This is a genomic window from Pseudomonas oplopanacis, from assembly GCF_057128725.1.
Map to the genome: position 1 here is coordinate 68,116 of NZ_JBSKHV010000018.1, position 21,977 is coordinate 90,092.

Consider the following 21,977-nt stretch of genomic DNA (forward strand, 5'->3'; position numbering starts at 1 on the left):
GGCAGTCGATGGCTGAAGGTACTCAGGCTCGGTGTCCTCAGAAAATGTAATCGGTGGTCAGGAAGCTCGAACTGCGCCCACTGATGATCTCGCTGATAAGGTCCTTGTTGGTTTCCTGGAACTTGGTGGCGACCAACGTGCGGATCGAAAACACCCGCAACGCATCATGCACCGACAACGTGCCCTCGGCCGAGTTCTTGCGCCCGTTGAACGGGAAGGTGTCCGGGCCGCGCTGGCATTGGGCGTTGAGGTTGATGCGCCCGACCTGATTGGCGAACGTATCCACCAGCCGGCCGACCGCCACCGGGTTGGTGCCGAAAATACTCAATTGCTGGCCGAAGTCCGATTCCAGGACGTAATCGATCACCGTGTCCAGATGGCGGTACGGCACGATCGGGATGACCGGGCCGAACTGTTCTTCCTGATAGACACGCATTTGCGTGGTCACCGGGTACAGCACCGCCGGGTAGAAGAACGAGGCGCGGGCCACGCCGCCGTTGGGGTTGACCACCTTGGCGCCTTTGCTTTCGGCATCGGCCACCAGCGAATGCAGGTAATCGACCTTGCCCGACTCCGGCAGCGGCGTCAGTGCCACGCCGCTGTCCCACGGCATGCCGGGTTTGAGGGTGGCGAGTTTGGCGTTGAATTTCTCGATGAACGCTTCGACCACGTCTTCATGCACGAAGAGGATCTTCAGCGCGGTGCAGCGCTGGCCGTTGAACGACAGCGAGCCGGTCACCGCTTCGCTCACCGCATTGTCCAGATCAACCTCCGGCAAGACGATGCCGGGGTTCTTCGCATCAAGACCCAGCGCCGCACGCAAGCGGTGAGGTTTTGGGTGCAGTTTTTTCAGGTCGCTGGCGGCTTTGTTGGTGCCGATAAACGCAAAGATGTCGATCTTGCCGCTGGCCATCAACGCGCTGACGGTCTCGCGGCCGCTGCCGTAGATCACGTTGATCACCCCGGCCGGGAAGCTGTCGCGGAACGCTTCCAGCAGCGGGCGAATCAACAGCACGCCGAGCTTGGCCGGTTTGAACACCACGGTGTTGCCCATGATCAGCGCCGGAATCAGCGTGGTGAAGGTTTCGTTCAACGGGTAGTTGTAGGGACCCATGCACAGGGCAACACCAAGCGGAACGCGGCGGATCTGGCCGAGAGTGTCCTGTTCCAGCTCGAAGCGGCTGGAGCGGCGGTCGAGTTCCTTCAAGGCATTGATGGTGTCGACGATGTAATCGCAGGTGCGGTCGAACTCTTTTTCCGAGTCCTTGAGGTTCTTGCCGATCTCCCACATCAGCAGCTTGACCACGGCCTCACGCTGTTGACGCATGCGCCCCAGAAAGGCTTCGACGTGCTGGATGCGTTCGGCCACGCGCATGGTCGGCCACAAGCCTTGGCCACGGTCGTAAGCGCGGACGGCGGCGTCCAGCGCGGTCAAAGCCGTCTCGGCATCGAGCAGCGGTGTGCTGCCGAGGATCACTTGCTCGTCGCCATTGGCGCCGGTCAGGTACACCGGGCTGCGGACTTGGGCGAGCGGCCCGGACCAGGTTTTCAGTTCGCCATCGACCAGGTACTCACGCTGCTCGGTCTGGCCGTCGAGGCGGTATTTTTCCGGAATGTCGGCGAGGCTCGGAAACAGGTTGTCGAGAATGTTGGCTGTGGTCATGTCGCTACCCCCTCTGGATTGGGTCATGCACTGATGAATCGTTTTAGCAGACCTCGGCCTCGCTTGTCATGACTCATCTCAGCGTTTTGTGCCGGTGGGTGATGGCGCGCGGATTTCACGGCGCATCGGTCATGGCCTCAGAAGCCCCCCTTGTTGGCCCCCAATGCCCTCAACCCGCCCACGGCGCGTGCCTTAGTGTGGAGTTCTCCTTGATCACAACAATAAACGGTGCACCCGGCTGACCGGGCACCCCATGAGAGGAACGCCATGCGGGCACGCCGATTCAGTGAAAAGCCTAGCCTTTGTTTTGCCCTGGTGGGATTAGCGGTGTTACTCGCAGGGTGTGGCGAAGAGCCGAAAAGCCCGGCGACGCACATTGATGCGGCCACCGCCAGGCCCGCCGACACCGAGCTGGCGCAGGTCTACGACAACAGTTGCAAGCTCTGCCACGCCAATCCGGCGGCCGGGGCGCCGCTGACCGGTGACAGCAAAGCCTGGGAACCTCGGGTGATGCAGGGCGCCGACACGCTGCTCGATCACGCGATCAACGGCTACAACGGCATGCCGCCGATGGGCCAGTGCGTGCAGTGTTCAGAGGAGCAGTTCCTGGCGCTGATCAGCTTCATGTCCGGCCAGCACATCCCACAATAAGAACGACAGGGTGCGATTCATGACGATGGACTTAACACGGCGTCAGTTGTTGCAACGGGTGAGTGTCATTGGCGCCTTTACCGCGCTCGGCTCCACACCGGCGCTGGCCGAACTGCTGCGCGCGCCACGGTTGATACCATGGCGTAACTGGTCGGGGGGCCAGAGTTGCCTGCCGGCGGCGCGGCTGGCACCGAAGAATCTGGATGAATTGACCCAGGTTGTGCGCCAGGCCCCGGGCAAGATTCGCCCGGTGGGTTCGGCGCATTCCTTCAGCGCGCTGGTGCCCACCGACGGCACGTTGCTGTCGCTGAGCTATTTCACCGGATTGCTCGATCACGACGGGAAAACCCTGCAAGCCGAGTTCGCCGCCGGCACGCCGATGTCGCGCATGGGCACACCGCTCAAGGACGTCGGCCAGGCCCTGCAAAACATGGCCGACATCGATTACCAGACCCTCGCTGGCGCTATCTCCACCTCGACCCACGGCACCGGCAAGAACTTCCAGTCCTATTCGGCCCACGTCTGCGGCCTGCAATTAGTGACCGCCACGGGCGAGGTGCTGGACTGCGACAGCACACGTCATCCTGAAGTGTTCAGCGCGGCGCGAGTGTCCCTCGGCGCGCTTGGGGTGGCGACGAAAATCCGTCTGCAAAACCGCCCGGCGTATCGCTTGAGGGAACGGCAGTGGATCGCCAAGACCGAAGAATTGCTGGAAGACCTCGACAAGAACACCCGGGAAAACCAGCACTGGGAAATGCTCGTGGTGACCCATTCCGACTACGCCCTGTCGATCGCCCTCAACGAAACCAGCGACCCGGCGACACCGCCGATTCCGGCGGATGAGGAGGGCGGCAACGAATTCGTCACCTTGATCGAGAAGATCGACAAGTACGGCAGCGACTTCCCGGACCTGCGCCGCACCATGCTCAACAGTCTGCGCCACCTCGCCAGTTTCGATGACCGGGTGGGTGACTCGTTCGACATCTATGCCAACGTGCGCACGGTGCGTTTCAACGAAATGGAATATTCAGTGCCGGCCGAGCACGGCCCGGCGTGCCTGCGCGAAATCCTCAAGCTGATTCAGGACAAAGACCTGCGTACCTGGTTTCCGATTGAATACCGCTACGTCAAAGCCGACGACATCCCCCTGAGCATGTTCGAAGGCCGCGACAGTTGCTCGATCTCGGTCCACCAGCATTATCAGATGGACCATCACAACTTCTTCGCCGCCGTCGAGCCGATTTTCTGGAAGTACAACGGCCGGCCGCACTGGGGCAAGTTGCACACACTCAACGCGAAAAACCTGCAGCCGCTGTACCCGCGCTGGCAGGAGTTCATTGAGGTGCGGCAGGCGCTGGACCCCAGCGGCAAGTTCCTCAATGCGCATTTGTCATCGATTCTGGGGGTGAGCTGATGGCGGTCAATCGACGTAATTTCCTGATGGGCGCCGCCGGCGTCGGCGTGTTGATGGCGGGTGTCGGGGCGTGGTTGCGGCCGGGTGATCGAGGTGCGCCGTACAGCGATTATTTCCAGGCGCTGAACCGCGAACTCAAGGAACACGGGCCGATGCGGCCGGTGATGCTGATTGATCTTGATCGACTGGATCACAACATCGATGTGGTCATGCTGTCGGTAAAGCGCGGCGGCAAGCATCTGCGCCTGGTGGAGAAATCACTGCCGGCTCCGGGGCTGTTGACCTACATCGCCAAGCGCGCGGGCACGCAGCGCTTGATGTCGTTTCATCAGCCGTTTCTCAATCATGATGCCGTGCAGTTTCCCGAATCCGACATCCTGTTGGGCAAGCCGCTGCCGGTGCGTTCGGCCGAGTTGTTTTATCAGTCGCATAAAGGGCCTTTTGACCCTTCGAAGCAATTGCAATGGCTGCTGGATACGCCTGAGCGACTTCAACAATACCTCGCGCTGGCGCAGGGATTGGGCACGCGATTGCGGGTGAATATCGAACTGGATGTCGGGTTGCATCGTGGTGGTGTCAGCGATGCAGCTGCGCTCGGGCCGATGCTGGCGCTGATCAGCAAAAACCCTCAGCACCTGGAGTTCGCCGGGTTCATGGGCTACGACCCGTTCGTGGGCATGGGCGTGCCGGGGATACTGGGTTCACCCGAAGAACTGTTCGCCAAGGTGATGGTGATTTACAACCGTTGCGTCGATTTCACCCGCCAGCAATTCCCCGGCCTGTGGCATGAAGGGCTGACCCTCAACACCGCTGGCAGCCCGAGTTATCGCATGCATGAGCATGAACAGCTCAGCAGTGAAGTCTCGGTGGGGACCGCGATGCTCAAGCCGACGCACTATGATTTGCCGTCGTTGGTGGACCATGTGCCGGCGGCTTACATCGCTACACCGGTGTTGAAAAGTACCGGGGCGGTGAACATTCCGGCGCTGGATGACAAGTCCCGGTTGTTTTCGTGGTGGGACACCAATCAGCGCGAGACGTTTTTCATCTATGGCGGTAACTGGATGGCGGAGTTTGAATCGCCATCGGGGTTGCAGAGTAACGGGGTGTATGGCCGCAGCTCGAATCAGGAAATGGTCAATGGTTCGGCGGCGGTGGGGCTGGGGGTTGAGGATCAGGTGTTTTTGCGGCCGACCCAGACGGAGTCGGTGTTGTTGCAGTTTGGGGATTTGCTGGCGGTGCGGGGTGGGAGGATTGTTGAGACCTGGCCGGTGTATTCCTGAAGGTTTCTGGTGTCTGGTATATCGCCTTCGCGAGCGGGCTCGCTCCCACAGGGGAATGCATTCCAAATGTGGGAGCGGGCTTGCTCCGGGCGGCGTTCCGACGAAGGCGTCTGTTCAGTCAAAATGCATACGGGATACTGACCTTGGCCCACAGCATTTCCCCTTCAGGCCTATTCTCCACGTCAAACTCCTTGGCCCAGCGAATCTCCGCCGTGGCGTACTGCAAAAAGGTCAGGTGCAACGCCGGACCAATCGCAAACACCTGGCCGCGCACCCCGTCGTTCACGTCCTGACCATTGAACTGCACGGTATGGCCGAACTGTTTGTCGTCGGTGGTTTGCTTGAGGTAGTAGCCGTTCAACCCGAGCATCAGGTTGTCGGTGATTTTGTAACTGGCCGAATAGTCGAAGTGGAAAATCTGCCCCGACTTGTAATCGGTGTCTTTGTTCTTCTCGTTGAAGCTGTACGTGGTCTTCATCGACACCTCGGTTTTATCCGTTGGCAGCCAGGTGAAGGAGAACAGCGGTTTGTAGGTGTAGAAGTTGTTGCTGGTGTTGGCCAGGCGATCAACGCTGTATTCGCCGGTGGGAACGGTGACTTCAATGGCGGCACCGAGGGTCAGGTTGGGGCCCATGTCCCAGAGAATGATCGGCGCGAACGTTGTGTCACCCATGCCTTCGCGGGTGTCCTGTGGCAGGCCGAACACCGAGACTTCCTGCTTGAGCCACGGCTGCGCGATGTAGCCCGCCAACCGGCCACCGAAAACCCGCAGGGGGCTGAGGTAATCCAGGCGTGGAATCACGGCCGTGGATTCGATCTCGACATTCGGCACCTTGCCGCCGAGTGAGCTGATGTTCAGCTCCGTGGCCTTGTAGTGGTTGTAGTAGAGGTTGAACGCAACCATGTTGTCCGGAAGGCTGTCGGGTGACAGCGGCAACATGAAAAAGCCGTCGGTGCCGGTGCCGATGTTGTCCACGCCAGCCTCGGTGGCCAGCGCCGAATGAGTGGCGCAGACGCCGGCCAGGCTGATGACCAGTAGGGGGAATCTCGTGCGGGTCGGGATCATGGGTGTACTCATTATTATTGTTAGCGGGCTTTCCAGCGTCCATACGAGGGCCGCCACATAGAAATAAGCTGTCTGCGCCGTGCAAGGCAGGGTATTGGCGGCCATTTAGGGGGACTTCTGCGGACAGCCTTTGAACCCTGTGCTAACTTCTTTCGACATAACCGGTAACAAAAATAAGAATGCAGTTCGCCCCGGAATGTATAGCCCCATGCAAATGAAAGTGATTGATCCCACCTTTGAACTGGCGCTGGTGTCGCCGTTTCTCCTGCAAACCCTCGCCGAAGTCGCCGAGCAAAAAGGCGTCAACCCTGACAGCCTGTGCCGAGGGCTGGGCTTCACCTTTGAAGATCTTCAGGACCCGGCGCAGCGTATTTCCTATCGGCAGGCCGTGGCGATGATTCAGCGCGCGCTCAAAGCCTTGCCCAATCAGGGCCTGGGTTTGTGGGTCGGGGCGCAGAATGTGCTCGGCACGCTGGGGTTGCTGGGTCATGTGTTGTCGCTGTGCAAGACCCTGCGTGATGCTTTCGAGCTGGGCATTCGGCATCAGCACACCTCCGGCGGGATCGTGGTGTCGAGCGTGGAGGAGGTGGGGGATCGGGTGTTCGTCGACGTCGAATGCCGCTTGCCGTTCGCCGATGTGCAACTGTTTGCGGTCGAGGAGTTTTTCGCCAGTCTGCTGGTGTATGGCCGGGCGTTGGTCGGGGCGGACTTCAAGCCGATGGCGGTGGAGTTCATGCACGCGGCGCCGGATTATCTCGGCGAATATTCGCGGGTGCTGGGGCCGGACGTACGCTTTGGATGCTTGCAGAATCGCATGGTGATCGCGGCGCATTGGCTGGATGTTCATTTGCCCAATCACCATTCCCTGGCCTTGCGTCAGGCAGTGAAACTGCTGGAGCTGGAAGCCGCGCAAGTGCACCAGAAAATGGACTTGATCCAGGCGGTGGAACGGGCGATTGCCCGGGACCTGACCGAGGGCAGCCACATCGAGAAAATTGCCGGCGACCTGAACATGAGCAGCCGCACCTTGCGCCGCCGCCTCACCGAACATGCGCTGACCTTCGAAACCCTGCTGGAACAAGTGCGCCAGGCCCGCACCATGAGCCTGCTGGCCAACCCGGACATGTCTATCGAGCGCATCACCGAAGAAGTCGGCTACAGCGACGTACGCAGCTTCCGCCGCGCCTTCAAACGCTGGACCGGCATGAGCCCGAGCGCATTCCGCAATGAAACCCCGGCCTGACCTGGTTGCTTATGGTGAGCAGGCCTTTGAAGCCACACAAAACATCATCCTCCGGTTAAACTCGGTGCTCTTTTTCAAGGAGTTCATATGAGTTATTACCAGCCGGGCATTCTCGCCACCCCTGTTCCGCCTCAAGCCCGCCATATGTTCTTCGCCCTCGAATCCGCCGAAGCCTTGCCGGTTGCGCTCGATAACTTGATGCAGCTGGTGGACGGGAAGTCGGCTGTCGTCGGTTTCGGGGAGTCGCTGGTCAAGGCGTTGCACGCCCAGATCGATGGCCTGCGTGCCTTTCCGGCACTGACCGGTGTGGGCGTCGACAACCCGTCGACGCAACACGCACTCTGGTGTTGGTTGCACGGCGTCGACCGCGGTGAATTGCTCAATCGCAGCCAGGCCATCGAAGCCGCACTGGCACCGGCCCTGCGCCTGGTACAGATGAACGAAACCTTCCGCCACATGACCGGCCACGACCTGACCGGCTACGAAGACGGCACCGAAAACCCGCACGACGACGCTGCTGTCGCCGCCGCACTGTTGAGCGAAGGCGCGGACGGCCTGGTCGGTGGCAGCTTTGCTGCGATCCAGCAGTGGCAGCACGACCTCAAGGGCTTCCACGCGATGCCGCCCCATGAGAAGGACAACATCATGGGCCGTCGTTTGAGCGACAACGAAGAACTCGACGACGCGCCGGTTTCGGCCCACGTCAAGCGCACCGCTCAGGAAAGCTTCGCGCCCGAGGCGTTCGTGGTCCGTCGTTCGATGCCGTGGATCGAAGGTGATCGCGCCGGCCTGATGTTCCTCGCGTTCGGTTTTTCCCTCGACGCTTACGAAGCGCAACTGCGGCGCATGAGCGGTCTGGAAGACGGCATCACCGACGGTTTGTACCGCATCAGCCGTCCGATCACCGGTGGCTACTACTGGTGCCCGCCGCTCAAGGACGGTCATCTGGACCTGCGCGCCTTGCACATCGGCTAACCAGCAGGAGATGAACATGGACGTAGTGCGGTGGGGCATGATCGGTTGTGGCAGCGTCGCCGAGCGCAAGAGCGGGCCAGCCTTTTACAAGGCGCCCGGTTCGGCATTGGTGGCGGTGATGGGACGGCGTCTGGAGGCGGTGACGGATTACGCCACGCGCCATGGCATCGCCCGGGTCTACACCGACGCGCAATCCCTGATCAATGACCCAGAAGTGGACGCGGTGTACATCGCCACGCCGCCCGACAGTCACCACGCCTACAGCCTGATGGTGGCCGCCGCCGGCAAACATTGCTGCGTCGAAAAACCGATGTCGCTGAATGCCGGGCAAAGCCGCGAGATGCAACAGGTCTTTGCCGACGCCGGATTGCACCTGTTCGTTTCCTACTATCGACGCTCGCTGCCGCGCTTCCAGCAAGTGCGACAGTGGCTGGAAGCGGGGCGGATCGGCGAGGTTCGGCACCTGACCTGGACCCTCACCAAAGCCCCATCGCCCGTCGATCTGGGCGGCGCGCACAACTGGCGCACGGACCCTGGCATTGCCGGTGGCGGCTACTTCGCCGACCTTGCCAGCCACGGGTTTGACCTGTTCCAGTACCTGCTCGGCGACATCACTGAAGTCGCCGGTTTTACCGCGCGACAGGCCGGGCTGTATGCCGCCGAAGATGCGGTCAGTGCCACCTGGCGCTTTGCTTCGGGGGCGACGGGCATGGGCTGCTGGAACTTCGTGGCGGATCGCCGCGAGGATCGGGTCGAGGTGATTGGCAGCCAAGGACGAATCAGCTTTTCGGTGTTCGATGAACACCCGGTGCAGCTTCAAGCGGATGAACAGCTCAGCCTGGACATCGACCATCACGAGCACATCCAGTGGCATCACGTGCTGGGCATGAACGCGCACATTCGCGGTCAAGCGCAGCATCCGGCGGTGGCCGGGGAGGCGCTGAAAACCGACTGGGTGATGGACCAGATCCTCAAGCGCACCTGAGTTCACAGCTCCCTCGCCACAAAAGCTGTCGCAGCCTCTCAGCAATGTGTGCATCCTCACTCAGCTCTAACCTTATGCTCAAACAGTATTTCTCAATCATCACACTGTCTCTCTAAGATCACGTCATAACTCGTTATAACAAGTGATCTCCAATGACTGATAACGTTCTATCCCTCAGCCCGCTTTCCAACAGCAGTATCCCGCTGCACACCCAATTGCGCGACGTACTACGCGCCCGCATCCTCGACGGTGAATACCCGCAAGACAGCCAGATGCCTTCCGAAAGCGAACTCGGCGCGCTGTTCAAAGTCAGCCGCATCACCGTGCGCCAAGCCCTGGGCGATCTGCAGAAAGAAGGGCTGATCTTCAAGATTCACGGCAAGGGCACCTTCGTTGCCAAGCCGAAAACCTTCCAGAACGTCAGCACCCTGCAAGGCTTGGCCGAGTCCATGACCGGTCGCGGCTACGAGGTGATCAACCGCCTGCGCAGCTTCAAATTCATAGCCGCCGACAAGCTCGTCGCCGAACGCTTGCAGGTTGCTGAAGGTGAAACCGTGGCCCAGATCAAACGGGTGCGGCTGATCAATCGCGAGCCGATTTCGCTGGAAATCACCTACCTGCCCAAAGCCATCGGCGAACGGCTGGAGAAGGCTGATCTGGTCACTCGCGACATCTTCCTGATCCTCGAAAACGACTGCGGCATCGCCCTCGGTCACGCCGACCTGGCCATCGACGCGGTGCTGGCTGACAGCGACCTGACCCAGGCACTCAATGTCGAACCGGGTTCGCCGATCATGCGCATCGAGCGCCTGACCCACGACGCCAGCGGCCAACCGGTGGACTTCGAACACCTTTACTACCGTGGCGATGCCTTCCAGTACCGCCTGCGGATCGACCGGCAAAAAGGGGCGCAGGCATGAGCCGAAACACTATTGAGCAGGAATACGACATCGTCGTGATCGGCGGCGGCACCGCAGGACCGATGGCGGCGATCAAGGCCAAGGAGCGCAATCGCGATCTGCGCGTGTTGTTGATCGACAAGGCCAACGTCAAGCGCAGCGGCGCGATCAGCATGGGCATGGATGGCCTGAACAACGCGATCATCCCCGGCCACTCGACGCCGGAGCAGTACACCAAGGAAATCACCATCGCCAACGACGGCATCGTCAATCAGGCCGCGGTGTACGCCTACGCCACTCATAGCTTCGAAACCATCGAGCAACTGGACCGCTGGGGCGTGAAGTTCGAGAAGGACGAAACCGGCGACTACGCGGTGAAAAAGGTCCACCACATGGGCGCCTACGTGCTGCCGATGCCGGAAGGGCACGACATCAAAAAAGTCCTGTATCGCCAGTTGAAACGGGCGCGGGTGAGCATCACCAATCGGCTGGTGTGCACTCGATTGCTGACGGACGAAGAGGGCGCGGTCAACGGTGTGATGGGTTTCGATTGCCGCACCGCCGACTTCCATGTGATCAAGGCCAAAGCGGTCATCCTGTGCTGCGGCGCCGCCGGGCGCCTGGGATTGCCGTCTTCGGGTTACCTGATGGGCACCTACGAAAACCCGACCAATGCCGGCGACGGTTACGCCATGGCGTATCACGCCGGGGCCGAACTGGCGAATCTGGAATGCTTCCAGATCAACCCGTTGATCAAGGATTACAACGGCCCGGCCTGCGCCTACGTCACCGGACCCTTGGGCGGCTACACCGCCAACAACAAGGGCGAACGCTTCATCGAGTGCGACTACTGGAGCGGCCAGATGATGTGGGAGTTCCACCAGGAACTCGAAAGCGGCAACGGCCCGGTGTTCCTCAAGCTCGATCACCTGGCCGAGGAAACCATCCAGAACATCGAAGAGATCCTGCACAGCAACGAACGCCCCAGTCGCGGCCAGTTTCACGCCAATCGCGGCACCGACTACCGCACGCAAATGGTCGAGATGCACATTTCCGAGATCGGCTTTTGCAGCGGGCATTCGGCGTCGGGGGTGTGGGTCAACGAGCGGGCGGAAACCTCGATCAAGGGCTTGTATTCGGCCGGTGACATGGCGGCGGTGCCGCACAACTACATGCTCGGCGCGTTTACTTATGGCTGGTTTGCCGGCACCAACGCGGCGGATTTCGTCGCCGGGCGCGAGTTCTCGGCGGTCGATACCAAACAGATCGAAACGGAAAAGGCCCGGGTTTACGCACCGCTGGACCGCGAACACGGCCTGCCACCTGCGCAAGTCGAGTACAAGCTGCGGCGTTTTGTGAACGACTACCTGCAACCGCCGAAAGTGACCAAGAAGATGCAAATCGGCCTGCAGCGCTTCAGCGACATCCAGCGTGATCTCGATCAGATCAAGGCCCACAACGCCCACGAACTGATGCGCGCCATGGAAGTCAGCATGATCCGCGACTGCGCCGAAATGGCCGCCCGCGCCTCACTGTTCCGCGCCGAAAGCCGCTGGGGGCTTTACCACTATCGGGTCGATCACCCGCAACGCAACGACAGCGACTGGTTCTGCCATTGCCACCTGAAGAAGGGGGACGACGGGCAGATGACCAGTTTCAAGAAAGCCGTCGAGCCTTACATCATCCCGCTCGATGCCGAAGAAATGCAGGCCTACGACCGGTTGCGGGTCGGTGCCTTTGCCGCCTGAGCATCACTAACAGAGAGACTGCCCGATGGCTTATCAACCCCAGGAAATCTTCTTCCGCTCCAACGCGCCGGTCACGGTCGACGAGGATCTTTGCATCGCCCATAAAGGCTGCACCGTGTGCGTCGACGTCTGCCCGATGGACTTGCTGGCGATCAACCCGGCCACGCAAAAAGCCTACATGGCGTTCGACGAATGCTGGTACTGCATGCCCTGTGAAAAGGACTGCCCGACCGGGGCGGTGAAAGTAGAAATCCCTTACCTGTTGCGCTGACTGACAGGACGCCTTCGCGAGCAGGCTCGCTCCCACAGGGAAATGCATTCCAACAGGGAAATGAAATCTAAATGTGGGAGCGAGCCTGCTCGCGAAGAGGCCAGCCCAGACAACACAAAAGCTATCCGGCAACACCGGACGCAAGCTTCAAACCACCCCTCGTTTCCCACCACGCCCTGATCGTGGCGGAGACGAACATCCAATAAACGATTCGAGGGGATACACCCATGTTGCGTGCAGCATTCGCCGGTCTGGTACTGGCCTCATTCACCCTGTCGGCCTCCGCCGAAACCATCCGCATTGCCATCGGCACCCAGGACACCACCATCAATTGCGCTGCCGGCGGATTGCTGATTCGTGAACTCGGCCTGCTCGACAAATACCTGCCCCACGACGGCCAATACAAAGACGCCAAATATGACGTGGAGTGGAAAAACTTCACCAGCGGCGCACCGCTGACCAACGAAATGGTCGCCGGCAAACTCGACTTTGGCGCCATGGCCGATTTCCCCGGCGCGTTCAACGGCGTGGCTTTCGAAACCGCCGGCAAGCACAGCCTGTTCATCAGCGTGCTCTCGGGCAGCATCAAGGGCAGCGGCAACGGCATTGTGGTACCGAGTGCTTCGGGTGTGCAGTCGTTGTCGGAGTTGAAGGGCAAGACCATTTCCGTACCGTTCGCCTCGACCGCCCATGGCATGTTGCTGCGCGCCGTGGCGGCCCAGGGTTGGGACCCGCTCAAAGACGTCAACATCATCGCCCAGCCGCCAGAAGTCGCAGGCTCGGCGTTGCAGGCCGGGAAAATCGACGCGCACGCCGACTTCGTGCCGTTCGCCGAACTGTTCCCGAGCCGTGGTTTCGCGCGCAAGATTTACGACGGCGCCCAGGCCGGCGCGCCGACCTTCCACGGGGCATTGGTGGATCAGGCGTACGCGAAGAAGTACCCGGAAATCGTCGTCGCTTATCTTCGAGCGAGCATCGAGGCCAATCAGTTGCTCGCGGCTGAACCAGAGAAGTACAGCGAGCTGATCGCCAAAGTCACCGGGGTCGATGCCGAGGTCAATTACCTGTTCCACGGCCCGCTGGGCGTGCAAACCCGCGACCTGAGCTGGAAACCGGAATACCGTCAGGCGGTCGGCACCGCCATCGATACGCTCAAGCTGTTGAAGAAGGCGGATCGTGGTCTCGATCTCAATACCTTTATCGACGATCAGTACATCCGCGCCGCGTTCAAGGCATCGAATCTGGACTACACGGCGCAACTGGCCAACTACGGGCAAACGCCGTTGAAAGCGGTGGATGCGTCGAGTGGCCAGGCCATCACCGACTTCAGCCATGTCGCGGAAATCTGGGTGCGTGGCGAACCGAAAGTTCGCCAGTACGCCTCGGCACAAGCAGCGTTCACCGCGTTGGCCGGTTTGAAGTCGGAAGGCAAAAACATCCGCGCGGTGTATGCCCAGGCTAGCGACAGCGGGATCAAGCTGCTGGCGGATCAGGCGTGGTTTGCCAGTGATGCAAAAGGACAGCTCAGCGCGTTCCTGCTCAAAGGCCAGGCCCAACAATTCGCCACGGCCCAGGGCGGAAAAGTCTTCGACTTCAGCGAAGCCACCACCCAGGCCGTCGCTATCCGCTAACCCCAAACACACCGCGTTTCCCCTGTGGGAGCGAGCCTGCTCGCGAATGCGATCTGACATTCAACACAGTTGTCGACTGACCCACCGCTTTCGCGAGCAGGCTCGCTCCCACAGGATTTTGAGTTGAGAGGAAGAATTGTGTACCGATCCTACGCACGCTGGATTCCAAGGGCCGCTTCACTGCTGCTCTGCCTGCTGTTCTGGCAACTCGCCGCCAGTGGTCACTGGAACCTCGGCCTGGTCACCTTCGCCAACGTCCCGACGCCAGTGGCCGTCATCCACGCCGCATTGGGCCTCGGCGATTCCGGCAAACTCGCCCAGCACCTGAGCAGCAGCCTCAGCCGGGTCTTCGCCGGTTACCTCGCCGCGCTGATCATTGGCATCGCCCTCGGTCTGGCCATCGGCCGTTCAAAATGGGCCGAAGACTTGCTGTTGCCGCCCTTGGAAGTCCTGCGTCCAATTCCCGCCGTGGCCTGGATTCCGCTGGCGATCCTGATGTTCCCGTCCTCGGAATTGTCGATGGTCTTCATCACCTTCACCGGCGCGCTGTTCCCGATTCTGTTGAACACCGTGCACGGTGTCGAAGGTGTCGACCCACGCCTGATCGCCTCGGCCAAAAGCCTCGGGGCAAGGCGCCTGGCGATTTTGCTGGAGGTGATCCTGCCGGGCGCCGCGCCGAGCATCATCACTGGCCTTGCCATCGGCATGGGCACCTCGTGGTTCTGCCTGGTGACGGCGGAAATGATCTCCGGCCAGTACGGCATCGGCTATTACACCTGGGAGTCCTACACCATCCAGAACTACGCCGACATCGTGGTCGGCATGTTGCTGATCGGTGTGCTCGGGATGGGCAGCAGCCTGCTGATCAAACGTCTCGGCGGGCTGTTCACGCCGTGGCACCGACCACGAGGAAAAGCCTGATGAGCGTGATGCAAACCCCGGAAGGGCGGATCGATATTCGCCAATTGTCCATCGTCCTCGGTGAAGGCCCGCAAGCCTTCGAAGCCGTGCAAGGTCTGGATTGTCAGATTGAAGCGGGCCAGTTCGTGTGCATTCTCGGGCCATCCGGTTGCGGTAAATCGACCTTGCTCGGTGCGCTGGCGGGGCACCTGCAACCGCGTTCCGGCAGCCTGAAAGTCGATGGTGCGAATGTCTCGGGGCCGTCGCCGCAGCGCGGCATGGTGTTCCAGCATCACACGCTGTTTCCGTGGCGAACCGTGCGCGACAACGTTGCCTTTGGCCTGAAGATGCGCGGCATCGGCAAGGCTGAACGCCACAAAGCCGCCGATGAAATCCTTGCCTTGGTGGGCCTAGAAGGTTTTGCCGAGCGTTGGCCGGACCAGCTCTCCGGCGGCATGCAACAACGGGTGGAAATCGCCCGGGTGCTGATCAACCGTCCACGCCTGTTGCTGATGGACGAACCCTTCGGCGCCCTCGACGCGCTGACCCGGTTGAACATGCAGGAACTGTTGCTGGACATCTGGACACGGATTCGCACCACCGTGGTGTTTGTCACCCATGACATCGACGAAGCGTTGTTCCTCGCGGATCGCCTGCTGGTGATGAGTTCGCGCCCCGGCCGGATCATCGAAGACCTGCGTCTCGACTTCCCGAGGCCACGCACCACCGAGCTGGTGACGAGCCATGAGTTTTCCCGCCTGAAGCGCCATTGCCTCGAATTACTGCGTCACGAAGACGGTCGGCAGCTACCGCGCCTGAACCCTCTCGGACTGCCCCCTGAAAACAAACTGCCGCGATTTGCCCTATGACCTCTCTATTTGATGTAACCGATAACGACGACATTCTTGCCCTGCAACCACGCCTGATCGATGACGATCCCGGTGTGCGCCGCATCGCGCTGATTGAACTGGCCGACCTTGAGGAACCGGACGGCTTGTTGTGGCTGGTCAATCGACTGGTCGAAGACCCCACCGAAGAAGTCCGCGCCGAAGCTGCCCGCTTGCTCGAAGCCTGGGAGGACGAACCCGTGGTCGAAGCGCTGTGCCAGGCGCTGACCGATCCCTCGTCGGCCGTGCAATCGGCTGCCGCACAAAGTCTCAGTTTGCTCAAAAGCGAAGCCGCGGGGCGAGTGATTCTGCCGTGGACCGGGCATGCCGAAGCCAGCGTGCGCATTGCCGCGTTCAGGGCGTTGCGTGAGTTGCGTTACCCCGATGCCGCTGCTGCCGCTTTAGCCGCGTTGAAGGATGCCGACGCCAGCGTCCGTCGCGAGGCGGTGGGCGTACTCGGCTGGCTCAAACAGCTCGATGCGTTGCCGGCGTTGGCGAGATTGGCCAGCGCCGATCCCGACACGGAAGTCCGCCGTGCCGCCACTGGCGCCCTCGGTCTGGCCTCCGATGCTCACGTGCTGCCGGCGCTGCGCCAGGCGCTGCAAGATAACGCCTGGCAGGTGCGCGAAGAAGCCGCGACCACGTTGGGCAAAGTCGGCCACAGTGATGCCGGCAGCGCACTGATCGAAGCCTTGAGCGACGATTACTGGCAGGTGCGCCTGCGCGCTACCCGCAGCCTCGGTCGCTTGCGTTACGTGCCGGCCCTCAACGCGTTGATCGAAACCCTCGGCCACCGCATCAGCAACCTGCGCAAGGAAGCTGCGCTGGCCCTCGGCGAATTGAACGACAAAGGCGCGATTGCCCCCTTGCAGGCCGCGCAAGACGACGGCGACCCGGAAGTGCGCAAAGCCGTACGCATTGCCTTGAGTCAGCTGCAATGAACCCGGTGGCCGTGGGTAATTCCCAGGGTAAACAGCAGCTGCGATTGAACTGGCCGGATGGGCGTGAGCAGCGGCTGGATCATGCTGAACTGCGGCGTCAGTGCCCGTGCTCGCAATGCCGGGCGTTTCGCCTGCAAGGGCTGACGGTGAAGGTTGACCCGCGCATCCGCGTGGTGGAGTTGAATTCCCAGGGTTATGGCCTGCAACTGATCTTCAGCGACGGCCACGAACGCGGCATCTACCCGTGGCCCTACCTGGCACAGCTCACTTCTGAATCTACACATATCTAATGTAGGAGCGAGCCTGCTCGCGAAAGCGGCGGGTCAGTCGACATCGATGTTGAATGTCAGCCCGCCATCGCGAGCAGGCTCGCTCCCACAGGGGGGCGGTGTGGTTCAGAGAGATTTCTGACACCCCGAAAATCAATGTGGGAGCGGGCTTGCTCGCGAAAGCGGTGGGTCAGTCAACATTGAAGTTGAATGTTAAACCGAGTTCGCGAGCAAGCCCGCTCCCACATTTGAATTGTGGTGGTCAGAAGGATTTGCTGACGCTCGCCACCACGGTGGCGCTGCACAGGTCGTCGTAGCCCCAGTTGCTGGTGCATTGGCTTTTCGACAGGTCGGTGTCGATGTAGCTCAGGCCCAGCATCACCCCGGCCAGTTCGTGGGTCAGTTTGACTTCCCATTCGCGGTACGACTCTTCGCCATGACCGGAGCTTGTGAACATGCGCGGGTCCTTGAAGTCCATGTTGCCGTAGCGCAGTTTCAGGCCGGTGTCATAAGGCAATTGGGTTTCGTACCCGACATAGCTGTACAGCGAGTTCTGCTTGCTGTCGATGCCCGGCGCATCGTCGGAGTAATAGGCGCCGAACTTCACCCCGTAGACGCTGAGAATGCCGTAGACCTCACTCTGGTTGAACTCGCTATCTTTCGGGTACGTGTACCTGAGGTAACCGATGTCCAGATTGACCGCGTCGGTGGCTTCCCAGAACCAACCGGCGTAGTAATCGAGTTCCTGTCGGGTGTTCAAGCCGCCACCGAAATCGACGTTCGAGGTCCAGGCACCCACGTACAAACCCGAGCTGTGGTTCAGGGTGGCACTGGCCTGCACGGCGGGGTCATTGAGTGTCTGCGAAATGCCACGGGTGCGGTAATCGCTCGCCAGGGTCAGGTCCACCAGTACGGAGAAGTCGTCATTCAAGACGATGGCCTGGCTGCTCAACGGCAGCAGACTCAAGGAACCAAGGGCGAACAGGGTGAAAGCTTTCATGAATGCAGTCCCGATATTGTGATTGTTATGGGCAGTTTTTTTGTGGCAAGGCTGCGCCGACCCCGGCGTTGAACGCGGGGACGGGCAGCGGGTTACAGCGGGTTTTTATTAGAGAGTAGGTGCGTAGACTTCGCGCCCGGCGAACCAGGTTTGCAGCACTTGAGTGTCGCTCAGGGCCTTGTTGTCGACGGTGAAGACGTCGCGGTCCAGCACGATGAAGTCAGCTTGCTTGCCTGGGGTCAGCGAACCGATCTGCTTTTCCAGCCCAATGGTGCGCGCGGCGTTCAGCGTGTAGGCGTAGAACATCGTTTCGCGATCCACGGCTTCCTTGATGTTCAGCACGCCCAGCGGGCCGACGCGGGTGATGGCCTGGGCCATGGCGTTCCATGGATTGGGCGATGACACCGGCCAGTCACTGGCGCCCGCGATGGTCGCGCCTTGCTTGAGCAGCGAGTGCGCCGGGTATTGATAGCGGAAGGCGAGGGCGCTGACGTAAGGCTTGATCATGTCCGTGGTGTAGTCGTCGGCCGAAGCCCACAGCAGTTGCATCGAGGCGATGACGTTCAGCGGTTTGAACCGCGCAAACTCTTTCGGGTTGACGATCTGCAGGTGGGTGATCGAGTGCGTCACGCCGCTCTGGCGATCCTTGCGCGCCTGTTCGATGCCGTTCAGCGACTCACGCACCGCGCGATCGCCGATGGCATGGATATGCACCAGCCAGCCGCGCTGGTCGATGGCGCTGACCAGTTCGCCGAAATGCTTCGGATCGATCAGCAATTCGCCCTGTTTGTGTGAGTTGTTGTAAGGGTCGATCATCGCCGCGCTCTGGGCCGGGAATTCGATCACGCCGTCAGCGAAGATCTTGACGCCGGGCAGGGTCAGGTTGGGGATGCCCTGGAACTGCTGGCGAACCTTGTCCAGCGTATCGAGATCGGCCGGTACGCTTTTCGGGTTGGCCACCAGCAAGGCGGCTACGTGGACACTCATGCCGCCGGTTTCGGCCAGGGCCTTATAGGCCGGCAGCACGCCGACGGTTTTTTCAGTGGGCTTGAGCGCGAACAGTGGTTCGCCGGGTGCGGCGTTGGCGGCGGGGTCCATCCATGCCGTGATACCGAAGCTGTTGTTGTAGCGCACGGCCGATTGGGCGGCCTTGAGCATGTCGGCGGTGCTCGGCACGGGGATTTTCGAGGACACCCGGTCCCAACCGGCGTCCACCAGGAAACCGTTGGGGGTGCCATCGGCGCGTTTGCCGATGGTGTCCGCTTCGGCGGCGGGCAAGGTCTTGAGCAACGCGGCATCAATCCCGGCGCGCTTGAGCATGAAGTCGTTGGCCCAGGCCGTGTGGTGGTCGCTGCCGGTGAATACCACGGGCACGTTGGCCCATTCACCGTGGTTGAATTTCTTGCCCAGTGCGTCGGCCTTGGCCCAATACACCGAACTCATGCCGGCGATGGTCAACACATCGCCGTGTTTGGCCTTGCCGTCGTCACGCCAGCCGCGCAGGCGTTTTTCCAATTCGTCGAGCTCGACCACCTCGTCTTCCATGTTGGCCGAGACCATTTCCAGACCGCCGAAAATCGCGTGGGAATGGGTGTCGATCAGGCCCGGCATCAAGGTTTTGCCGCCGAGGTCGACCACTTTAGTGTCGGGCGTGATCAAGGCTTTGATCTGCGCATCGCTGCCCACTTGCAGCACCTTGCCATCCTGTACCGCCAGCGCCTGTGCCTTCGGTTGGGCACGGTCGGCGGTGAAAATCTTGCCATTGATCAGCACCAGATCGGTGCCTGCCATGGCTTCCATCGAGGCAAAACTCACTGCGGCCATCAATAGATTCGGGATGAATCTTTTCATTGAATGTTTCCTTGTTATTGCGTCTGATGGCCAGATTAGTGGCTGCTGGTGCGCAGCAGAACGCCTTCCTCACGAAAAACGTTTTTGCCGGAATGGAAAAAGTATGGACAAGTTGGGTGCGTTGAAAATGTTCGTGGTCACGGCGCAACTGGGCAGCTTCAGCCGCGCCGCCGAGCAACTGGGCAAGACCCCGTCGGCCCTGACCAAAGCGGTTAACCACTTGGAAGCCGAGCTGGGTGCGCGCTTGTTCGAGCGCAGCACCCGACGGATTCTGCTGACCGAATCCGGGCGGCTCTATCTGGAAACCGCGCGCCAGGTGTTGCAGCGGCTGGAGGAGGCCGGTGAGGAAATTGAACAGCTGCAGCATGGCTTGCGTGGCAATCTGAAAATCACCGCGCCACTGGCTTATGGGCAGGCGTTTCTCGATCAGGTGTGTGGCGGTTTTCTCGAGCAATACCCGCAGATCAATCTGCAGGTGGACCTGTGCGATGAATTCGTCAACCTGCTGGAAAGCGGTTACGACCTGGCCCTGCGCGAAGGCCATGACGATTTGCCGGGGTTGATCGCCCGCGTGGTCGGCAGTAATCGCCTGGCGCTGTGCGGCAGCCCGGCCTATCTGGCGCGCAAGACTTTGCCGGTAACGCCGCAGACCCTCGATGACCACGAATGGCTGCTGTATCGCCATCCGTTGCTCAGCCGCGAATTCTGGTGGGTCGAGCGCGACGGGCAACGCCTGAGCCTGCCGCAGCCGCCCAATCCGCGGTTGCGCAGCGACAATTACGACCTGCTGCTGGCCAACGCCCTGGCCGGGCGCGGCTTGTTGCACACCCCGTTGTGGAGCGCCGCGCCGTACATCGCCGATGGCCGGTTGGTGCAGCTGATGGCCGACTACGACATCGACCCGGACAGCTTTGGCCCGCACATTCTGGCGGTGTACCCGAGCCATCGACGGGCGACGGCGAAGGTGTTGGCGTTTATTGATTACATCGCAGGGTTTCTGGCGTCCCGTGGTTTGAGCTGATTGACGGTCCTTGCCAGGAAAATGCCAAAAGAGTACAAATGTACTCCATGACGACTTTAACTCCCCGCCGTACCGCCATCCTGACCTTTATCCGCGACCGAATCGCGGAGCACGGCCAGTCTCCGAGCCTCGCTGAAATCAGCGAGGCCTTTGGTTTTGCCTCCCGCAGCGTGGCGCGCAAGCACGTGCTGGCGCTGACCGAAGCCGGTTTCATCGAGGTCAACCCGCATCAGGCCCGTGGCATTCGTCTGCTCGGGCAACCGGCGCGGCCCGAGTTGCTGGACATCCCGGTACTCGGCCGGGTCGCGGCGGGTGCGCCGATCGGGGCCGATGCCGAAGTGCACAGCCGTTTGCTGCTGGACCCGTCGATCTTCTCGCGGGTGCCGGATTACATGCTGCGGGTTCAGGGCGACTCGATGATCGGGGACGGCATTCTCGACGGCGACCTGGTGGGCGTGCGGCGCAACCCGGAAGCGGTCAATGGCCAGATCGTGGTGGCGCGGCTGGACGGCGAAGTCACCATCAAGCGTTTCGAGCGGGCCGGTGACACGGTTCGCCTGCTGCCGCGCAACCCGGCGTATCAGCCAATCATCGTGCAGCCCGGGCAGGACCTCGCCATCGAAGGGGTGTTCTGCGGCCTGGTGAGGCAAGGGTGATGGGCGCCGTCGTTGCGCTGGATACGCTGTTCAATGGCGGCCAGGTCTGGAAGGGCCGGCCTGCGCCACCGGCCGTCAGCCCACAACCCACCGGGCATGCCGCGCTGGATGCGGCATTGCCCATCGGGGGCTGGCCGGAAGCGGCGCTGACCGAAATCCTCCTGGCCGGGCAGGGCGTCGGCGAGTTGCAACTGGTGTGGCCGGCACTGGCGCGGTTGTCGGCGGCGGGCGAGCGCATCGTGTTGGTGGCGCCGCCTTACGTGCCGTACCCCCAGGCGTGGCAGAACGCCGGGGTCGATCTGCGCCAATTGTCGATCATCCAGGCCAGCGAGCGCGATGCCTTGTGGGCCGCGGAACAATGCCTGCGCTCGGGCAGTTGCGGCGCCGTGCTGTGCTGGCCGCACAAGGTCGATGACCGGGCGTTGCGCCGCTTGCAGGTGGCGGCGGAAACCGGCTCGACCCTGGCGTTCGCCTACCGCTCGATCCATGAAGCCGTCAACCCTTCGCCCGCCGCGCTGCGCATTGCCATCGATGCCAGACCTGCGCAATTGCGTGTGCTCAAGTGCCGGGGCGGGCTCGCGCGTTCGGCGCCGATTGCCTTCCCCGTGGGGCATTGAGGTTGC

General features: G+C 61.2%; 21 protein-coding genes. 17 read left to right on the top strand and 4 right to left on the bottom strand.

The window, feature by feature from the left end:
- Positions 1-37 precede the first annotated feature (37 nt).
- Positions 38-1,663 (bottom strand): NADP-dependent glyceraldehyde-3-phosphate dehydrogenase, encoded by a 1,626-nt coding sequence (locus ACWKV5_RS26445; RefSeq protein ID WP_483843643.1) that lies wholly within the window; start codon positions 1,661-1,663, stop codon positions 38-40.
- A 267-nt stretch (positions 1,664-1,930) separates the two neighbouring features.
- Between ACWKV5_RS26445 and ACWKV5_RS26450 the strand changes: the two genes are divergently transcribed.
- The 3 genes from ACWKV5_RS26450 to ACWKV5_RS26460 all read left to right on the top strand — a co-directional run bounded on the left by ACWKV5_RS26450 (position 1,931) and on the right by ACWKV5_RS26460 (position 5,011).
- Complete coding sequence (locus ACWKV5_RS26450) at positions 1,931-2,314, top strand: c-type cytochrome (RefSeq protein ID WP_483843644.1); 384 nt, start codon at positions 1,931-1,933, stop codon at positions 2,312-2,314.
- Positions 2,315-2,333: 19 nt separating this feature from the next.
- Positions 2,334-3,728: a D-arabinono-1,4-lactone oxidase gene (locus ACWKV5_RS26455; protein ID WP_483843645.1), complete on the top strand. Its 1,395-nt coding sequence runs from the start codon at positions 2,334-2,336 to the stop codon at positions 3,726-3,728.
- Positions 3,729-3,802: 74 nt separating this feature from the next.
- A complete protein-coding gene (locus ACWKV5_RS26460; RefSeq protein WP_483843666.1) occupies positions 3,803-5,011 on the top strand; it encodes a DSD1 family PLP-dependent enzyme in 1,209 nt (402 codons plus the stop codon).
- A gap of 118 nt (positions 5,012-5,129) precedes the next feature.
- Here the strand turns inward: ACWKV5_RS26460 and ACWKV5_RS26465 are convergent, their stop codons facing one another.
- Complete coding sequence (locus tag ACWKV5_RS26465) at positions 5,130-6,077, bottom strand: SphA family protein (RefSeq protein WP_483843646.1); 948 nt, start codon at positions 6,075-6,077, stop codon at positions 5,130-5,132.
- Between the two features lie 208 nt (positions 6,078-6,285).
- Between ACWKV5_RS26465 and ACWKV5_RS26470 the strand changes: the two genes are divergently transcribed.
- From ACWKV5_RS26470 to ACWKV5_RS26520, 11 genes are all read left to right on the top strand, one after another.
- On the top strand, positions 6,286-7,320 hold the full coding sequence (locus tag ACWKV5_RS26470; RefSeq protein ID WP_483843647.1) for an AraC family transcriptional regulator: 1,035 nt from the start codon (positions 6,286-6,288) through the stop codon (positions 7,318-7,320).
- Between the two features lie 87 nt (positions 7,321-7,407).
- Entirely contained in the window at positions 7,408-8,295 is an 888-nt protein-coding gene (locus ACWKV5_RS26475) for a Dyp-type peroxidase (protein ID WP_483843648.1), read from the top strand.
- 16 nt (positions 8,296-8,311) lie between these two features.
- Complete coding sequence (locus tag ACWKV5_RS26480; RefSeq protein ID WP_483843649.1) at positions 8,312-9,280, top strand: Gfo/Idh/MocA family protein; 969 nt, start codon at positions 8,312-8,314, stop codon at positions 9,278-9,280.
- A gap of 152 nt (positions 9,281-9,432) precedes the next feature.
- The gene (locus ACWKV5_RS26485; RefSeq protein ID WP_483843650.1) at positions 9,433-10,200 is read left to right on the top strand and encodes a GntR family transcriptional regulator; all 768 of its coding nucleotides are present in this window, start codon (positions 9,433-9,435) and stop codon (positions 10,198-10,200) included.
- Positions 10,197-11,927 (top strand): fumarate reductase/succinate dehydrogenase flavoprotein subunit, encoded by a 1,731-nt coding sequence (locus tag ACWKV5_RS26490; protein WP_483843651.1) that lies wholly within the window; start codon positions 10,197-10,199, stop codon positions 11,925-11,927. Before ACWKV5_RS26485 ends, ACWKV5_RS26490 begins: the two co-directional genes overlap by 4 nt.
- A gap of 25 nt (positions 11,928-11,952) precedes the next feature.
- Positions 11,953-12,198 (top strand): 4Fe-4S dicluster domain-containing protein, encoded by a 246-nt coding sequence (locus ACWKV5_RS26495; protein WP_007946457.1) that lies wholly within the window; start codon positions 11,953-11,955, stop codon positions 12,196-12,198.
- Positions 12,199-12,425: 227 nt separating this feature from the next.
- Positions 12,426-13,829 carry an ABC transporter substrate-binding protein gene (locus ACWKV5_RS26500; RefSeq protein ID WP_483843652.1) on the top strand — a complete coding sequence of 468 codons (1,404 nt, stop codon included), beginning with the start codon at positions 12,426-12,428 and terminating at the stop codon, positions 13,827-13,829.
- A gap of 138 nt (positions 13,830-13,967) precedes the next feature.
- The gene (locus tag ACWKV5_RS26505; protein ID WP_483843653.1) at positions 13,968-14,750 is read left to right on the top strand and encodes an ABC transporter permease; all 783 of its coding nucleotides are present in this window, start codon (positions 13,968-13,970) and stop codon (positions 14,748-14,750) included.
- Positions 14,750-15,598 carry an ABC transporter ATP-binding protein gene (locus tag ACWKV5_RS26510; RefSeq protein ID WP_483843654.1) on the top strand — a complete coding sequence of 283 codons (849 nt, stop codon included), beginning with the start codon at positions 14,750-14,752 and terminating at the stop codon, positions 15,596-15,598. Before ACWKV5_RS26505 ends, ACWKV5_RS26510 begins: the two co-directional genes overlap by 1 nt.
- On the top strand, positions 15,595-16,557 hold the full coding sequence (locus tag ACWKV5_RS26515) for a HEAT repeat domain-containing protein (RefSeq protein ID WP_483843655.1): 963 nt from the start codon (positions 15,595-15,597) through the stop codon (positions 16,555-16,557). The genes ACWKV5_RS26510 and ACWKV5_RS26515 overlap by 4 nt, the downstream gene beginning before the upstream one ends.
- Positions 16,554-16,847, top strand: coding sequence for a DUF971 domain-containing protein (locus ACWKV5_RS26520; protein ID WP_483843656.1), 294 nt, complete (start codon positions 16,554-16,556; stop codon positions 16,845-16,847). The genes ACWKV5_RS26515 and ACWKV5_RS26520 overlap by 4 nt, the downstream gene beginning before the upstream one ends.
- A 241-nt stretch (positions 16,848-17,088) precedes the next feature.
- On the opposite strand, the gene ACWKV5_RS26525 is transcribed toward ACWKV5_RS26520, so the two are convergent.
- Positions 17,089-17,826, bottom strand: a complete 738-nt coding sequence (locus ACWKV5_RS26525; RefSeq protein WP_483843657.1) for a TorF family putative porin — start codon at positions 17,824-17,826, stop codon at positions 17,089-17,091.
- Between the two features lie 108 nt (positions 17,827-17,934).
- Positions 17,935-19,677 carry an amidohydrolase gene (locus tag ACWKV5_RS26530; RefSeq protein ID WP_483843658.1) on the bottom strand — a complete coding sequence of 581 codons (1,743 nt, stop codon included), beginning with the start codon at positions 19,675-19,677 and terminating at the stop codon, positions 17,935-17,937.
- A gap of 103 nt (positions 19,678-19,780) precedes the next feature.
- Between ACWKV5_RS26530 and ACWKV5_RS26535 the strand changes: the two genes are divergently transcribed.
- Genes ACWKV5_RS26535 through imuA form a run of 3 tightly spaced genes read left to right on the top strand, consistent with a single transcriptional unit; the run spans position 19,781 to position 21,971 of the window.
- Positions 19,781-20,698 (top strand): LysR family transcriptional regulator, encoded by a 918-nt coding sequence (locus ACWKV5_RS26535; RefSeq protein WP_483843659.1) that lies wholly within the window; start codon positions 19,781-19,783, stop codon positions 20,696-20,698.
- A 38-nt stretch (positions 20,699-20,736) separates the two neighbouring features.
- Positions 20,737-21,354 (top strand): transcriptional repressor LexA, encoded by a 618-nt coding sequence (lexA, locus tag ACWKV5_RS26540; protein WP_123431881.1) that lies wholly within the window; start codon positions 20,737-20,739, stop codon positions 21,352-21,354.
- Positions 21,354-21,971: a translesion DNA synthesis-associated protein ImuA gene (gene imuA / locus ACWKV5_RS26545; RefSeq protein WP_483843660.1), complete on the top strand. Its 618-nt coding sequence runs from the start codon at positions 21,354-21,356 to the stop codon at positions 21,969-21,971. Before lexA ends, imuA begins: the two co-directional genes overlap by 1 nt.
- Positions 21,972-21,977 lie beyond the last annotated feature (6 nt).

Excerpts from the sequence above, each read along its gene's own strand:
- ACWKV5_RS26445 (WP_483843643.1), bottom strand. The coding sequence starts at position 1,663 with ATGACCACAGCCAACATTCTCGACAACCTGTTTCCGAGCCTCGCCGAC.
- ACWKV5_RS26450 (WP_483843644.1), top strand. The coding sequence starts at position 1,931 with ATGCGGGCACGCCGATTCAGTGAAAAGCCTAGCCTTTGTTTTGCCCTG.
- ACWKV5_RS26455 (WP_483843645.1), top strand. The coding sequence starts at position 2,334 with ATGACGATGGACTTAACACGGCGTCAGTTGTTGCAACGGGTGAGTGTC.
- ACWKV5_RS26465 (WP_483843646.1), bottom strand. The coding sequence starts at position 6,077 with ATGATCCCGACCCGCACGAGATTCCCCCTACTGGTCATCAGCCTGGCC.
- ACWKV5_RS26470 (WP_483843647.1), top strand. The coding sequence starts at position 6,286 with ATGCAAATGAAAGTGATTGATCCCACCTTTGAACTGGCGCTGGTGTCG.
- ACWKV5_RS26475 (WP_483843648.1), top strand. The coding sequence starts at position 7,408 with ATGAGTTATTACCAGCCGGGCATTCTCGCCACCCCTGTTCCGCCTCAA.
- ACWKV5_RS26480 (WP_483843649.1), top strand. The coding sequence starts at position 8,312 with ATGGACGTAGTGCGGTGGGGCATGATCGGTTGTGGCAGCGTCGCCGAG.
- ACWKV5_RS26485 (WP_483843650.1), top strand. The coding sequence starts at position 9,433 with ATGACTGATAACGTTCTATCCCTCAGCCCGCTTTCCAACAGCAGTATC.
- ACWKV5_RS26490 (WP_483843651.1), top strand. The coding sequence starts at position 10,197 with ATGAGCCGAAACACTATTGAGCAGGAATACGACATCGTCGTGATCGGC.
- ACWKV5_RS26495 (WP_007946457.1), top strand. The coding sequence starts at position 11,953 with ATGGCTTATCAACCCCAGGAAATCTTCTTCCGCTCCAACGCGCCGGTC.
- ACWKV5_RS26500 (WP_483843652.1), top strand. The coding sequence starts at position 12,426 with ATGTTGCGTGCAGCATTCGCCGGTCTGGTACTGGCCTCATTCACCCTG.
- ACWKV5_RS26510 (WP_483843654.1), top strand. The coding sequence starts at position 14,750 with ATGAGCGTGATGCAAACCCCGGAAGGGCGGATCGATATTCGCCAATTG.
- ACWKV5_RS26515 (WP_483843655.1), top strand. The coding sequence starts at position 15,595 with ATGACCTCTCTATTTGATGTAACCGATAACGACGACATTCTTGCCCTG.
- ACWKV5_RS26520 (WP_483843656.1), top strand. The coding sequence starts at position 16,554 with ATGAACCCGGTGGCCGTGGGTAATTCCCAGGGTAAACAGCAGCTGCGA.
- ACWKV5_RS26525 (WP_483843657.1), bottom strand. The coding sequence starts at position 17,826 with ATGAAAGCTTTCACCCTGTTCGCCCTTGGTTCCTTGAGTCTGCTGCCG.
- ACWKV5_RS26530 (WP_483843658.1), bottom strand. The coding sequence starts at position 19,677 with ATGAAAAGATTCATCCCGAATCTATTGATGGCCGCAGTGAGTTTTGCC.
- ACWKV5_RS26535 (WP_483843659.1), top strand. The coding sequence starts at position 19,781 with ATGGACAAGTTGGGTGCGTTGAAAATGTTCGTGGTCACGGCGCAACTG.
- lexA (WP_123431881.1), top strand. The coding sequence starts at position 20,737 with ATGTACTCCATGACGACTTTAACTCCCCGCCGTACCGCCATCCTGACC.
- imuA (WP_483843660.1), top strand. The coding sequence starts at position 21,354 with ATGGGCGCCGTCGTTGCGCTGGATACGCTGTTCAATGGCGGCCAGGTC.